This is a genomic window from Rhodococcus ruber, assembly GCF_027270735.1.
Classification (GTDB): Bacteria; Actinomycetota; Actinomycetes; order Mycobacteriales; family Mycobacteriaceae; genus Rhodococcoides; species Rhodococcoides rubrum_A.
This window is the reverse complement of sequence record NZ_JAPWIJ010000002.1, coordinates 487,561-501,512: the sequence shown is the minus strand read 5'-3', so window position 1 is coordinate 501,512 and position 13,952 is coordinate 487,561. Positions and strand designations below refer to the sequence as shown.

At 63.2% G+C, this 13,952-nt stretch carries 13 protein-coding genes; 3 read left to right on the top strand and 10 right to left on the bottom strand.

Annotated elements, in window-relative coordinates:
• Positions 1 to 9: 9 nt before the first annotated feature.
• Entirely contained in the window at positions 10 to 1,215 is a 1,206-nt protein-coding gene (locus tag O4220_RS06080; RefSeq protein WP_269602771.1) for a lipase family protein, read from the bottom strand.
• A gap of 133 nt (positions 1,216 to 1,348) precedes the next feature.
• Here O4220_RS06080 and O4220_RS06075 point away from each other — a divergent pair, with 133 nt between their 5' ends.
• The 3 genes from O4220_RS06075 to O4220_RS06065 all read left to right on the top strand — a co-directional run bounded on the left by O4220_RS06075 (position 1,349) and on the right by O4220_RS06065 (position 3,957).
• On the top strand, positions 1,349 to 1,870 hold the full coding sequence (locus tag O4220_RS06075; RefSeq protein WP_420030333.1) for an acyltransferase: 522 nt from the start codon (positions 1,349 to 1,351) through the stop codon (positions 1,868 to 1,870).
• Positions 1,871 to 1,942: 72 nt separating this feature from the next.
• Complete coding sequence (gmd, locus tag O4220_RS06070) at positions 1,943 to 2,965, top strand: GDP-mannose 4,6-dehydratase (protein WP_269602768.1); 1,023 nt, start codon at positions 1,943 to 1,945, stop codon at positions 2,963 to 2,965.
• On the top strand, positions 2,962 to 3,957 hold the full coding sequence (locus O4220_RS06065) for a GDP-L-fucose synthase family protein (protein WP_269602767.1): 996 nt from the start codon (positions 2,962 to 2,964) through the stop codon (positions 3,955 to 3,957). Before gmd ends, O4220_RS06065 begins: the two co-directional genes overlap by 4 nt.
• A 14-nt stretch (positions 3,958 to 3,971) precedes the next feature.
• Here the strand turns inward: O4220_RS06065 and O4220_RS06060 are convergent, their stop codons facing one another.
• From O4220_RS06060 to O4220_RS06020, 9 genes are all read right to left on the bottom strand, one after another.
• Positions 3,972 to 5,000: a hypothetical protein gene (locus tag O4220_RS06060; RefSeq protein ID WP_269602766.1), complete on the bottom strand. Its 1,029-nt coding sequence runs from the start codon at positions 4,998 to 5,000 to the stop codon at positions 3,972 to 3,974.
• Positions 5,001 to 5,005: 5 nt separating this feature from the next.
• Positions 5,006 to 6,121, bottom strand: a complete 1,116-nt coding sequence (locus O4220_RS06055; RefSeq protein ID WP_269602765.1) for a glycosyltransferase — start codon at positions 6,119 to 6,121, stop codon at positions 5,006 to 5,008.
• Entirely contained in the window at positions 6,118 to 7,278 is a 1,161-nt protein-coding gene (locus tag O4220_RS06050; protein WP_269602764.1) for a lipopolysaccharide biosynthesis protein, read from the bottom strand. The genes O4220_RS06055 and O4220_RS06050 overlap by 4 nt, the downstream gene beginning before the upstream one ends.
• Positions 7,275 to 8,342 (bottom strand): glycosyltransferase, encoded by a 1,068-nt coding sequence (locus tag O4220_RS06045; protein ID WP_269602763.1) that lies wholly within the window; start codon positions 8,340 to 8,342, stop codon positions 7,275 to 7,277. The genes O4220_RS06050 and O4220_RS06045 overlap by 4 nt, the downstream gene beginning before the upstream one ends.
• On the bottom strand, positions 8,342 to 8,959 hold the full coding sequence (locus tag O4220_RS06040; protein ID WP_269602762.1) for an acyltransferase: 618 nt from the start codon (positions 8,957 to 8,959) through the stop codon (positions 8,342 to 8,344). The genes O4220_RS06045 and O4220_RS06040 overlap by 1 nt, the downstream gene beginning before the upstream one ends.
• The gene (locus O4220_RS06035; RefSeq protein ID WP_269602761.1) at positions 8,956 to 9,930 is read right to left on the bottom strand and encodes a GDP-mannose 4,6-dehydratase; all 975 of its coding nucleotides are present in this window, start codon (positions 9,928 to 9,930) and stop codon (positions 8,956 to 8,958) included. Before O4220_RS06035 ends, O4220_RS06040 begins: the two co-directional genes overlap by 4 nt.
• Positions 9,927 to 10,922, bottom strand: coding sequence for a GDP-mannose 4,6-dehydratase (locus tag O4220_RS06030; RefSeq protein WP_269602977.1), 996 nt, complete (start codon positions 10,920 to 10,922; stop codon positions 9,927 to 9,929). Before O4220_RS06030 ends, O4220_RS06035 begins: the two co-directional genes overlap by 4 nt.
• Positions 10,922 to 12,058 (bottom strand): glycosyltransferase, encoded by a 1,137-nt coding sequence (locus O4220_RS06025; RefSeq protein ID WP_269602760.1) that lies wholly within the window; start codon positions 12,056 to 12,058, stop codon positions 10,922 to 10,924. Before O4220_RS06025 ends, O4220_RS06030 begins: the two co-directional genes overlap by 1 nt.
• A gap of 426 nt (positions 12,059 to 12,484) precedes the next feature.
• Positions 12,485 to 13,921, bottom strand: coding sequence for a cellulase family glycosylhydrolase (locus O4220_RS06020; RefSeq protein WP_269602759.1), 1,437 nt, complete (start codon positions 13,919 to 13,921; stop codon positions 12,485 to 12,487).
• Positions 13,922 to 13,952: the final 31 nt, after the last annotated feature.

Here is a 13,952-nt window from a genome sequence, read left to right as displayed (position 1 = left end):
GTGCCGCCGTCAGCATTCGTCGGGTGCGTCCCTGCCGGCGAAGCGGTCTGCAATCCACTGATACGTCTCGCCGCCGGCATCGGCGTCGCCGTGCCCCTGGCCTGCCATTTCGCGGTGTACGACGCGATCACCCAGACTGCACGCGGCGTCGACGGCCTTCTGTACCCAGCTCGCCAGCACCAGTTGATCTTCGGACCCGTTGACGACGAACATCGGAGCCGTGGCGCGGCGTTGGGGGAGCGCCGCTTCGGTGAGCCAGGCTTCGAGCTGCTCGGTTGCCTCGTCCGAGACGGGTTGGACGTCAGCGGCATCGAGCTCGCTGGTCAACCGGGCCTTCTCGGCATCGGGGAGTGCGCACGATGCCAGTACGTCGAGTGCTGCGACGGCAGGGGGAGCCAAGTAGTCGCTCTGTACGAGCTCGGGATGCGAAACCTCGAGGCCGTCGATGATCAACGGCATGAACGCGGCCTGATCACCGGTCAGGGTCTTGTCCCTGGCAGCACGTGCCAATCCGCTGATGTCCGCTGCGGGGGAGGTGGAGACGCTGCCCACCAGGTCGAGTCCGGTTCCGTACTCGGAGCTGTATTCGTTTGCGGCCCAGGCTGCTTGTCCGCCCTGTGAGCTACCCACGGCCATCCACTTGTTCGACGAGGCGGGGTATTGGTTTCGAACGGCGCGTACCGCATCGATCATGTTGAATCCCGCGGTCCGCGGTTCGAGGTAGGGATGCTTGCCGGGCCACCCCAAACCTTGGAAGTCCGTCATGGTCACGATGAATCCGGCCTCCGCCAGGGCTGCCAGGGTGGACGCGAAGCCTCGCAGATCGGGGGTGAGGGAAGGCCCGCAGTCCTGCGTCAGCCCCGTGGTGGGATGGCCGAACGAGATGACGGGCCAACCACCTGCGGGCGCGTCTCCCCGTGGGCGATACACCGTGGACGCCACCTCACTGGCGAGGCCGTCGTAAGCAGACACCGACCGATACACGACCGTGCGTGCCTCGCCGATTCTGGTGGCGACAGCGGGATCGAGCCCGGCCACGAGGGCGGACGAGACGATCGATCCACGCTGCGCGAGGACGTCGGTCGCGATGTAGGGGAGCGAATCGTCCTGCGCCGCAACCTCTGGCGACGACTCGCCCGTGGACGCACAACCGCCGAGAGCGATCAATCCGACGGCGGCGGCAGAGGCCAGCCGCAGGGTGCGAGTCACAGGCATACGCTCAGGTTATCGCGAACGCCGGAAACCGGGTCTGTGTGTGCCGAACACGACCGCCGAAGTCTCGATGGGCAGTTAGGCTGTGGGACAACGCGTCGACGGCGTCGTTTCCGACATCGAACGGGAGAGCACGATGGGCCTACTGTTGAAGGTGCTACCCCTTACGCGGGTCATCGACATCGTCAATCAACAGCGGTACATGAAGCTCTGTCTCGGCATCTTGAAAAGATCGAATGTTTCCGTTCAGGGATCACCGTTGTGGATCGCCCCGTCTGTGTACTGGGATGCCAAGTCTCCCGGCATAATCGAAGTGCAAGACCAATGCGTCATATCCGAGCAGGTGGTCTTTTTGACACATGATTTTTCTCTCGATCGGTATGCTAAGCAGCACAATCTGTTGGAAGACAGCTCTTTCGAGTTGGTCAAAGAGTCTCCCGTGGTCATTTCGCGATACGCGTTCATCGGTATTCGGGCCGTTGTCCTCCCTGGCGTGACGGTGGGGGAAGGAAGTATCGTCGGGGCTGGCTCGGTAGTGACCAAAGATGTTCCGCCCGGCACCGTCGTAGCCGGAAACCCGGCACGAGAAGTCAGCACTGTGTCCGACTACTGGGATCGGCGCAACGGGTCCTTTGCGCGCAAACAGAAGCGAAAATAGGTGCAGGGCTTGTGTATTCGGCACACGCCGTCGCTATGATCGTTCATCGAAGTCTGCAGAGTGGAGAAACAAGTGAAACGTGCGTTGATCACCGGGATTACGGGGCAGGACGGTTCGTATCTCGCGGAGCTACTGCTCGGCAAAGGGTACGAGGTGCACGGCCTGATTCGGCGGTCGTCGTCGTTCAATACCTCCCGCTTGGAACACTTGTACCAGGATCCGCACGAGGAAAAGGCAAAGCTGTTTCTGCACTACGGTGATCTGAGCGACGGTGCTCGGTTGGTCACGTTGCTCACGGAAATTCAGCCGGACGAGGTCTACAACCTGGGTGCGCAGTCGCATGTGCGCGTCAGCTTCGACGAGCCCGAACACACCGGAAACACGACGGGTATCGGGTCCATTCGCTTGCTCGAGGCAGTACGCCTCGCAGGCTTGCAGTGCCGCTTCTATCAGGCGTCCAGTTCCGAGATGTTCGGCGCGACGCCGCCCCCGCAGAACGAGGAGACTCCCTTCTATCCGCGCTCGCCGTACGGTGCCGCAAAGCTGTACTCGTACTGGGTGACGAGGAATTACCGCGAGGCGTACGGCATCTTCGCAGTGAACGGCATTCTGTTCAATCACGAATCGCCCAGGCGTGGTGAAACATTCGTGACGCGAAAGATCACTCGTGCCGTCGCCCGGATCAAGGCCGGGGTCGAGCAGAACATCTTCATGGGAAATCTGGACGCGATCCGCGACTGGGGCTACGCGCCGGAGTACGTCGAAGGGATGTGGCGGATGCTGCAGGCCGACGAGCCGGACGACTTCGTTCTTGCCACCGGTGGCAACTTCTCGGTCAAAGACTTTCTGGTGGTCGCTTTCGAGCGGGCCGGCTTGGATTGGGAGAAGCACGTCAAGTTCGACGAGCGGTATCTTCGCCCCACTGAGGTGGACGCGTTGGTCGGTGATGCGAGCAAGGCCGAAGAGAAGCTGGGATGGAAGGCGACGGTCCACACTCCGGAACTCGCCAAGATCATGGTCGATGCCGACATTGCTGCTCTCGAGCACGAGGGCCGTCCGTGGATCGACCGGCCCTCCTTGCCGGATTGGGCATGAGTTCCGCAGCGGCCGAGGCGTCGGGAGAATCCGTCTACACCCCCGAACCGCTGAATCGAGAAGCGCCGCTGTACGTGGCTGGGCATCGAGGTTTGGTGGGGTCGGCGATCCGGCGTCAACTGGAGGGCCGAGGATTCGAGAACTTGATCGGCCGCTCGTCTTCCGAGCTGAATCTCGAGAATCGCGATGCGGTGTTCGCCTTCTTCGAGGAGACCAAGCCGAAGACGGTGGTGTTGGCCGCTGCGAAGGTCGGCGGCATCCTGGCGAACAGCACGTACCCGGTCGATTTCTTGTCGAACAACCTGCGTATCCAGGTGAACGTGCTCGATGCAGCATTGGCACAGAATGTCGAGCGGGTGCTGTTTCTCGGGTCTTCCTGCATCTATCCGAAGTTGGCTCCGCAGCCGATCAAGGAGGAGTACCTGCTCACAGGGCATCTCGAACCGACCAATGACGCGTACGCAATCGCGAAGATAGCCGGCATCCTGCAGATCCAGGCGGTCCGCAGGCAATACGGTTTACCGTGGATCTCGGCTATGCCGACCAACTTGTACGGCCCGGGCGACAACTTCTCGCCGAAGGGTTCGCACGTGCTTCCTGCCCTCATCCGTCGCTATGACGAGGCGCGCCGCGACGGTGTCGAGACGGTGACCAACTGGGGCAGCGGCTCACCACGCCGCGAATTCTTGCACGTCGACGACATGGCATCTGCCTGCATCCACCTGCTCGAGCATTACGACGGACCTGAACAGGTGAACGTCGGTACCGGCGAAGATGCCACGATCAAGGAAATCGCGGGAATCGTCGCGTCCGCCGTCGGGTACGAGGGGACCACCGAGTGGGATTCCTCCAAACCCGACGGCACTCCCCAGAAACTGCTCGATGTCAGCAAGCTCCGGGATGCGGGGTGGACACCGCGCATAGACCTGGAGGAAGGAATTTCCTCCACTGTCGAGTGGTATCGCGAACACGTCGACACGGTACGCACCTGATAGCTGTGGTTCGGTTACGAGCCCCGCACTACGTCGTATGCCGGCTTGGCGCTGAAGTCCGAGCGCAGCAGTCCGTAGTTCTGTTCCGAGTCGGCGGGGTCGGTTCCCGAGTCACGCAGCGAGTGCACGAAGACCGGGCCCACGTACGGCAGTGACGACGCCTTGGCCAGGCTCGAGCCGATGATCGCGGCCTGTGCGTCCTCGGTGACGGCCATCGGACCGTTGCCGGTGGGTGCGCCCAGTTCGGTGATCCAGATCTTCTTGCCGCCGTCGCCGTTGGCCGCCATGGTGCCGTAGGCCTGATCCACCTGCGCCCATTGGCCGTTGGGGTCGTTCTCGACGGTGAAGGGGAACGTATAGGGATGCAGCGCAACGGCATCCATGAACCCGCCTGCTCCTGCTGCGTACATCTGTTGCAGGAAGGTCACCGGAGCAACGGTCCAAGCTCCGAAGTTGACGGTGGTGGCCAACCCGGCGCTGAGCACGGTGGCTCCGGCGTCGGCGTTGTGGATCGCGGGGTAGGCGGCGCGAAGCAGGCCGGTGTAGCGGGCGGCGTCGACGGGCGCGAAGAAGGTGGGGATGTTGGGCTCGTTCCACACCTCGTAGCTGTCGACACGATCGCCGAGGTGCGCTGCTGCCGCACCCGCGAACGCACCGAAGGTATTGGGATCCAACGGAACTGCGCCAGGCAGCGGGGAGGCGACGCCACCTTGCGCCCATCCGGGGGTTCCGCCCAGCACGGCCAGTACCGAGTAACCCTGCGCCGTCGCAGCATTGATCACGCGATCGGTGTTGCCCCAGTCGAACACTCCCGGTGCTGTCTCGATTGCCGCCCAGTTCACAACCACTCGGACCCACGACGCACCGATCTCGCGTCCGGCCCCGAGCTCGTTGTTCAGCGTGGCGTCGTCGAGCGTCAGGAACGGCGCACCGCCGGTGAATCCGAGACCGGCCGGCGGTGCTGCATGCGCCACGGGTGACGAGAGACCGACGGCGATCGCGGCGGCAGCGGCCACGGTGAGCAGACGTGAGCGGAGGGTCATGGCGATCATCCTATGGTGCGTGTCAGTGGAGCACCGATCAGTGACTCCACGGTGGAGTGGGGGATTCGATCGTGCCAACGTGCGGTGTTCAGCTCGTAAATGCGCTCGCCGGCCTTGACGGCTGCGGTGCGGTCGAGCAGGTAGCGACGGCATTCGGCGACGAACTGCTCTTTGCCGTCGAAGGTGGGGAGCTCGAAGATCGAGTCGAGGGATCCGACGGCCGCGGACGTTCCGACGACGGGTAGGCCTTTGCTCGCGGCGTCGAGGATTTTGACGCGTACCCCACCGCCGGTGGCGACCGGTGCGATCAGAGCTCGGCAGGTACCGAGGAATTCCTGCAGGTCGTCTACGAAGCCGAGGTCGCGAACTCCATCGGGATACACGGGATCTTTGGCACCCGGGGCCTTCGCGCCGATGATGCACAGCTCGGCACCGTCGATGCCCGCCGAGATCGCCGGCCAGTACTGCAGAGCGATCTTGAAGGCCTCCTGGTTCGGCGGCCAGTCGCGAGTGCCCATGAACACCAGACGTTTCGCGGTCTCGGCCAGATTCAGCTGTGGCGCGGGTTCGAGGGTGAGGTCGATCCAGCGGGCGTCACGTACACCCTTGTCCCGGTACATCTGTGCCTCGTCGGCGTCGTACGTCCCGACGGCATCCGCTGCGCGGGCGACGCGGATCTCGTCACGCAGGATGCGCGGTGCCTCGATGCGGCCGATCAACCCGCGCGTCACCTTCCACACCTGCGATTCGGTGTTGACGGTGTTGATCGCGAACGGTGACCCCAGTTTGGCCGAGCGCAGAAACGACTCGGCCATGTAACTGTGTTCGGCCACATACACATCCGAGTTGGATGCGTCGATGGCGTCACGAAAGGCGTCGACGTCGTAGCGCCCGTGTACCACCGAGCGAGTCGGGCGTAGGGACTTCGTCAGCAACCCCACATCGACCTTGGGCTTGGGAACGCGGACGACGTCGGGAGCTACACCGGTCTCCTTGGACAGGCAGATCGAGCGCACCTCGAATGCCTCGCGGGCCAGCTGCATCATCAAGCGAGACAGTGCGATGTCGCCACCGTGTTCGGTGACGGGGTCTTTGGACAGCAGGAAGGTCGCTCGTCTCATTGCGTCACTTCTTCTTTCACCGGATCTTGTGTTGCCGCAGTGCGGTAAAGGGCGCGCATGAACCAGACGAGGAGCACGGCGTCGGTGATCACCGACGCCACTGCTGCGCCGACGGCACCGAAGGGGAACAGGCACAACACGAGCACCATCTTCAGCGGCGCGAGTGTTGCGGCGGCCAGCACCCGCGTGCGGTCGCGATGCTGGAGGTAGAGCACTGTGGTGAATACGTGGTTCATCACCCGCATCACCACGAACAGGGACATCACCACCAGGGCACCGGCAACCTGCGGTGACGCCGGAGTGAAGAACAGTACGAGCCCGGCTGCCAACAGCAGAGATCCAGCGGCACCGCCGAGGATCGCCGTGTGCTTCAAGGCCGGACCGGCACTGACCGATCCGTCTGCTGCGCGCAGCTTCTCGTGGAAGGTGTTCCCGAAGGCCTGGCCGATGAAGGCCACGGCCCAGGCCGTCACCGCGGCGACGGAGTAATAACCGGCGATGGTGGAGTCGGTGAGGAAGCCGAGCAGCAGCACGTCGCCCTGGATGTAGACCGCGTTGGCGAGGTTCTCCGAGAACAACATCGACATTTCACGCCACGATCCGGGCACGCGCGGTGCCGCGACCCGGCTCTGCAGCGCGGCCAGCAGTGCGATGACGAAATACGGCGCGGCGTAGAGCAGGCTGGCCACCGTCAGCGACGGGTCGGGAACGGCGAACAGGTACGCCGTTGCGAGCGCGATGGAGGTCGCTTGGCGAGTGGTGTCCAGACGCTGGGTCAGATCAGGACGGCCGTCGCGCAATGCCCTGCTCTTGTAGGCATTGAAGACCAACTCGCCGCCGCCGATGACAAGAGCGAACCAAGCGATGTAGTTCACCTGAACCAGGCACAGTCCGCCGGCGATCAGTACGGCACCGGCCAGCACGCGAGTAGTGCGCTCGCCCAGAAACTCTCGTTCACTCACGCGGATGGAGCGCACAGTGAACGGGTGATCCAGTGGTGCGGCAAGAATGGCGGCCAGTGCGAACGCCATGGCGTATTGGCCGTAGTCGCTGATCCCCAGCTTGCCGATCAGCGCGACGGTCCACAGCAGGCCGATTCCGCGCCCGCCGTAGGTCCACAGGGCGGCGACCCCGGCCTTGATCAGATTGCCGTTCACTTGGACCACACAGCGACGAAGTTCTCGGCCACCAGGTGGGGAGCGTTGGCGCTGCGCAAGGTCTCCACTTCCTGGCGGAGTCGGGTCAGGGCTTCCCGATCGGTGACGAGCGCCGCGGTGGCGTCGGCGATCTCGATGGTCCCGCCGGCGACAACCAGTGCACCACCGTCGGTTTCGGAGAGCGCACCTTCCTCCAGGCAAACAACCGGGGTTTGGTAGGCGATGGCGCGGCTCACCGAACCGGAGGCAGGGAACGCGTCGCCGTAGATGGATCGCTTGCCGTAGGGCACGACCAGTGCGCGGATCGACTCGAAGAAGGCGTCCTCGTCCGGTCCGTTCACCTCTCCGAGAATCTCGACTCCGTCGATGGGGTCGAGCAGTTCGGTCCCGCGTCCGGCGATGCGAATGGCAATCTCGTTCGGCAGACGATCGCGAAGCTGCTGGAGCTGATCGAATCCTTTTCCGCGGTAGACGAACCCGAACAGGCCGACGGCAAGGGGGCGGTCTTCGGCCGGGGTGATGTCGGGACGTTCGGGGACGAAGTGCATCACAGCTTCTGCCGTCACGGCGGGGTAGCTGCGTTCGAGGGAATCTGCACCGGAGCGGGTGAGCGCGAACAGCGTTCGACGACCGACGACGGCGCGTTCCAATCGGCGCCACACTGCCCGAAGCGGGTAGTGCAGGCCGTGATTGAGCACCTTCTTGCCGGCCAGGAATTTGGTGCGAGCAGGCCACCAGACGATGCCGGGTGGGTCGTGCACGGTGGCGGTCACCAGCGGGTTGCCGGTGAGCCGAGCGGTTGCCCAGAACGGCATCACCGAGCCGCCGCTGAGTTCGCAGTGCACAACGGTCCTGCCTGGGTCGGCGTCGACGAGCTCTTGAATTGCTCTGCGGTGCCGCAGGATATCTCGCACCGAGTGAGCCCCCGGTCCGTCATGGCGATACTCGATCACCTCGCCGAAGTGATGACGTACGGCGTCGGCGAAATCGTCGGCGTAGTCGCCTACCCCGCCCACTCCGGATCGAGGGGCGAGGTAGACGAGTCGGCAGTCGCGCAGAATCATCAGTAGAACAGCGGCCGATACTTCGGGCGGTAGGCAAGCGCCTTGGGATCGCGCATGGCGCGCACCTTGGCGGGCACTCCGGCCACCACCTCGAGCTCGCCCACGTTTCCACGCACCATGGAGCAGCCGCCGACGACCGCGCCACGGCCCAGGGTCACGCCGCTGAGAAGCGTGCTGCGACTGGCAATCCACACGTAATCGCCGATGACGCAGGGTTCGAGGATCGGGGTGAACTCCGGCGAATTGTGATCGTGGTAGCCGGCGATGATGTGGGTGTCGCTGGCGATGACGACATTGCTGCCGATCGTGATGCCCCCGCGGGCGTCGAGCATGCAGCGGAATCCGATCGAGCAGGCATCGCCGATGGTGAGGCCCTCGGGGTCGAGAATGGTGGTGCCGCGGAAGATCGAGACGTCCTTGCCGATCGTCGCTCCGAACGCGCGCAGGAAGTTCTGCCGAATCCAGTGTGACGGAATGAATGTGACGATCATGTTGAAACCGAGCGTGCCGATGCGGTTGCGCAGCTTCCGCTTGAACGTGATGTCCTGCATCTTGTAATTCGACACGTCGTAGATCTCGGGTTCCGCGTCGCCCACAGGCCGTTCCACCGCTGTCATGCTGCCATCTCCTCGGTCATGTCGAACTCGACCATCGCCTTCACGATCTGATCGAAGTCCTTGGTCGGTGCCCAGCCCAACAGGCTTCGGGCTTTGGTGGCGTCGCCCACCATTCTTGCCGAGTCGACGGGTCTGAGCATCTCGGAGTCGCTCTGTACGTGGTCACGCCAGTTGTCGATTCCCACGGCCTCGAACGCGGTGGCGACGAAGTCCGCCACGCTGTGCGCCTTGCCGGTGGCGATGACAAAATCGTCACCCTTGCCGTAGTCGGCCATTGTGGCCATCGCCTCGACATAGTCGGGTGCCCAGCCCCAGTCGCGTACCGAGGCGAGGTTGCCGAGCGCGAGCGTGTCACGATTGCCGCGGGAGATGGCGGCGACCGCCTTGGTGATCTTGCGGGTCACGAAGGTCTCCGGTCGTCGCGGCGATTCGTGGTTGAACAGGATGGCATTGGTCGCCTCGAGTCCGCGAGCGCGGTAGACCTCGACCATGTTGTGGCTCAGAGCTTTCGACGCGCCGTAAGGAGATGTCGGCGCAACTCGGGTTCCCTCGTTCTGCAGGGGCACTCCGGATCCGGCGAAGATCTCGGCACTGGATGCATTGATCATCACGATGCGTTTCCCCGATGCCTCCTGCTGGGTGAAGCAGGCATCGAGCAGTGCCGCCGCCGATACGCCGTTCACCCGGGTGGTCAGGATCGGGTCGTTCCACGATCGCCACACCGACGAGATGCCGGCAAGGTGAAAGACATAATCGGGTTCGATGTCCTGGATCAGTGCTCGCGTCGTCCCGTGTTCGCCGAGTTCGATGTCGTGCTGTTCCACGAGCGGGTTCACCGAGCCCTGCCGCGCACCGGGTTTGGCAACGCCGTGAATTGCCCAACCGCGTTCGAGCAGCAGTTCAGCGAGGTAGCTACCGTCCTGGCCTGCCACTCCGGTGATCAGCGCGGTCGGACGATGCCCGGTGTTCACGCGATTGCGGCCGTGTCGGGCGACTGCTCGGCGAGGTCGTGCTGCACCATCATCGCAACCAGTTCGGGGAAGGCAACCTTCGGCTTCCAGCCCAGCGCTGCGTGGGCTTTGGCGGAGTCACCGACGAGTAGATCGACCTCAGCGGGACGGAAGAACTGTGGGTCGATCTTGACGTAGCGCTCCCAGTCCGTGATGTCGACTGCGGCGAACGCATGGTCAAGAAGCTCTCGGATGGAATGTGTCTCGCCTGTGGAGACCACGTAGTCGTCGGCCTCGTCCTGCTGCAGCATCAGATACATGGCCTCGACGTAGTCGCCGGCAAATCCCCAGTCGCGCTTGGCGTCGAGGTTGCCAAGCGAGATCTCGCTCTGCAATCCGAGCGCGATGCGGGCGACGGCCTTGGAGACCTTGCGAGTAACGAATTCGGGCCCCCGACGGGGGGATTCGTGGTTGAACAGAATGCCGGAGCTGGCGTGCATGCCGTAGGACTCGCGGTAGTTGATGGTCATGTAGTGCCCGTAGACCTTGGCCACGCCGTACGGGGATCGGGGCCACAGCAGCGTTTCCTCGCGCTGGGGTACCTGCTGGACCTTGCCGAACATCTCCGAACTGGATGCCTGGTAGAAGCGGACCTGTTTGCCCGATACCTGCTCGTAGAGCCGGGTGGACTCGAGCATGTTCAGGACGCCGCCGCCAGTGACGTCGGTGGTGAGGCGCGCGTTCTCCCACGAGTACGCCACGAAGGAGACGGCTCCGAGGTTGTAGACCTCGTCGGGATCGGCGACGGCAAATGCGCGCATCAATGCCGAGAGATCCAGCAGATCGCCGTGCAGGATCTGGACCTGCGGTAGCTCCCGTTCGACCATGGCAGCCTTCGGATTGTTCTGTCCGCGAATCAAACCGAAGACTTTGTATCCCTTGCTCAACAGCAGCTCGGCGAGGTAGAGGCCATCCTGGCCGGTGATGCCGGTGATCAGTGCGCGCTTGGTCATCACGATGCCGTCTTCTCCATGTTTTCCGTGTACATCTCGGACACTGCCGCGTGCAGTTCGGCGGCGAAGCGTTCTTCGTTGAATTGCTCTACGTGCGCTTGGATCTTCGAGGGTTCCCACGTGGTTCGTTCGAGTTCCGATACCGCGTCTCGGATCGAATCCGGTTGGGGCCGATCGAAATACACACCGGTCACGCCTTCCTCGACGGTGTCGAGGAACCCGCCCCAGTGCAGCACCGCGCTGGGTTTGCCGTGGAAGCCCGCTTCGATGGGGGTCAGTCCGTAGTCTTCATAGCTTGCGGCGATCAAACCGTTACAACCCTGGTAGAGCCAGGTCATCTGTCCCGAGGTCAGATCGCTGAGCATCAGTACGTTGTCGGACTTGAGCTTTCGCAACCGCTCCGCCTCAGGGCCGCGGCCGACGACGATCAGCTTGCGGTCGGTGTCGGCGAATGCGGCCATGACTTTGTCGACGTTCTTGTACGGCAGCAGTCGTGAGATACACAGGTAGTAGCCCGAGCCGTCCAACCAGGCGTCCGCCTGCGGGATCGACTGGGGTGATGCCGTCTCGACGGTGAACGGCGCGGGCAGCACCGTCGACTCGATACCGTAAGCATCGGTGATGCGTTGCTGTACCACGGTGGAGATGGCGAGATACCGGTCTGCCGAGAGTGCCGCTCGTTGGTCCCAGGTGCGAAGCGGTGCTGAAAGTATTTTCAGCGCAGCACGTTTGAGCGGGCTTCGCGCTTCACCCAGGTACATCTGAGATTCGTACAACCAGCGCGCCGGAGAGTAGCAGTAGACGAGCTTGCGGCCGGAGGTACGGAAGCCGTGGGCCCAACCGCTGGTACTGGTGAGCACCACGTCGGCGTCGATCTCGATGGATGAGGACGCGAACGGGAGCAGCGGCAGAGCGGCACGGTGGTTCTTGCGTAGAAGCCCGACTCGGTTCAATGCGGAAGGCCGCACGTCGAGGTTCGAGAACTCGGGAAACGTTGTCGACGGCTCGAAGAGTGTGGTGTAGATGGGCGCGTCCGGGAACGCGCGAGCCATTGCCAGTACGACCTTCTCGGCACCGCCGCGTTGGGTGAGGTAGTCGTGGGCAATCGCGACACGAAGCCCAGTGCCGTCGGTCATGCTTGCACCTGGCAGTACTTACGCGAACCTAGCTGCGACACAACAATATTCGTAATCATCAGTTACCCATCGTGTCGAACCGTACTCGAATGGAGTGAGACATCTCGAGCACCGACCGGGTTCGAGCGTGCGGCACTGCACGACGGAACCGTGAAACAAACCGGTGTCCCCCGACGAGACATACGAACGATGGACGCAATCCTGCCACGAAAAGTCATTCGTTCGCGCTATATGAATATCCCTTTCCACGACAAATAGATAGCTCTGAGTGAGGTTCTTCACAACGCGAATTAATCGATCGGGCCGCCGAAACCGTGCCTTTGCTCAGAGTTAACTTGACCGCAACGAAGACACCGAGATTGGCCGTCGGGAACGCGAATAAAAAGGCTCAGCGGTCTGTGAATACTCGACTACATAGTCCCGAATTCAACGGGTGACGGTAGTCCCCACGAAGGGAGCCCACGTAATGGCACCGTACTGGAACGTGACGCGAACGCCGCCGCCGTACTGAGGGATCTCGTCGCTGGTTGCCGGCCCAAGGGTGGGATCCCAGGCGCTGAAGATGCCACCACCGATGTTGTGTGTACCGCCGATGGCGGTGGAGAACACACGGAGGCCGTAGGGGCTGTCGAAGTCCTGGTACGTGCCGTTGAACGGGGTCGTGGGCAAGAATCCGGTGTAGCGGACGGCCTCCGCGACCGCGCGGGGTACGCCGACGAATCCGTTGGGCATCTCGTAGACCACGGCGTCCTGCCGATACTGGGCCCACGTGTCGCGAACAGGGAACACCGGTCCGAGGACTGCGCCGAAATTGTTGGGAGCGGCAGCGAAGCGGTTGTACTCCGGGGTCCGCGGAATGTTGTTCTGCAGCAGACTCATCAGAGCCCACAGTGCGGGTTTGGCCGACCAGTCGGTGTGCAACAGCCCGAACGTCATCTCCGGGTCGTTGCTGCCGGTCTGCTTGTCACGTAGCTGGTACAGGAAGATCGGGCCGGTGTACGGCAGCTCACGCCACTTGGTGACGAAGTCGGTGATCATCGCGCTCTGCTGATCTTCCGAGGCCACCGAGGTCGGCACGCCGTACTCGGTTCCCCAGATCTTCTTTCCGCTGTCACCGTTGGCGACCATCGTTGCGCGCATGTCCATGACCTGCCGGGCCGGGGAGTGGTCGACGTACGGGCCCTCGGAGAACTTCAGCGAGTACTGGTACGGGTGATAGGACAGCGCGTCGAAGTAGCCTTTCGCGCCTGCCGCGTACATCTGATCGGTGAAGTCGACCGGGTTGACCACGCCGTATGCCTGCTCGGCTGCACCCAGCACGCCGCCGACGACCGTCGCGGCAGAATCGGCGGCTTTGATCTTGGGATATGCGGCCTTGAGCAGGGCGGTGTATCCCGACGCGTCGGGTTGCGGTGCGTAGAACATGGCCCCGTTGGGCTCGTTCCAGATCTCGTAGTCGGCCACTTTGCCCTTGTACCTGGCGGCGACTTTTCCGGCGAAGTCACCGAATGCGGCCGGCGAGGCGGGACGGGTGTTGATGGGCTGGTTGACCGGCGAGGTCGCCCACGACGGGGTGTAGGCGATGATTCCCAGCATCGAGATATTGGCTGCTCGCAGCTTGTTCACCACGCGGTCGACGGGTGCCCAGTTCGGCTGTCCCTGGACGGGTTCGACGGTCGACCACGGGATGGCTATGCGCATGGACTTCACGCCCATGGCGGTGACGAATTGGACGGTGGTGTCCAGTTCGGCGTCCGTCGACCAGAGCAGGCCGCCGCCGTCCGAGATGCCGACACCGGGGGGTGTCGGGGCTGCTTGGGCCGGCGCTTGTGCCCCGAATGCAAGTCCGGCAGCGACGATCATCGCTGTTGCTGAAATCGCTATGCGAAAGCCA

Bases quoted from the DNA above. Each gene is read 5' to 3' on its own strand.
- O4220_RS06020 (WP_269602759.1), bottom strand. From the start codon at position 13,921: ATGATCGTCGCTGCCGGACTTGCATTCGGGGCACAAGCGCCGGCCCAA.
- O4220_RS06075 (WP_420030333.1), top strand. From the start codon at position 1,349: ATGGGCCTACTGTTGAAGGTGCTACCCCTTACGCGGGTCATCGACATC.
- O4220_RS06040 (WP_269602762.1), bottom strand. From the start codon at position 8,959: ATGACAGCGGTGGAACGGCCTGTGGGCGACGCGGAACCCGAGATCTAC.
- O4220_RS06025 (WP_269602760.1), bottom strand. From the start codon at position 12,058: ATGACCGACGGCACTGGGCTTCGTGTCGCGATTGCCCACGACTACCTC.
- O4220_RS06065 (WP_269602767.1), top strand. From the start codon at position 2,962: ATGAGTTCCGCAGCGGCCGAGGCGTCGGGAGAATCCGTCTACACCCCC.
- O4220_RS06045 (WP_269602763.1), bottom strand. From the start codon at position 8,342: ATGATTCTGCGCGACTGCCGACTCGTCTACCTCGCCCCTCGATCCGGA.
- O4220_RS06055 (WP_269602765.1), bottom strand. From the start codon at position 6,121: ATGAGACGAGCGACCTTCCTGCTGTCCAAAGACCCCGTCACCGAACAC.
- O4220_RS06060 (WP_269602766.1), bottom strand. From the start codon at position 5,000: ATGACCCTCCGCTCACGTCTGCTCACCGTGGCCGCTGCCGCCGCGATC.
- O4220_RS06030 (WP_269602977.1), bottom strand. From the start codon at position 10,922: ATGACCAAGCGCGCACTGATCACCGGCATCACCGGCCAGGATGGCCTC.
- O4220_RS06080 (WP_269602771.1), bottom strand. From the start codon at position 1,215: ATGCCTGTGACTCGCACCCTGCGGCTGGCCTCTGCCGCCGCCGTCGGA.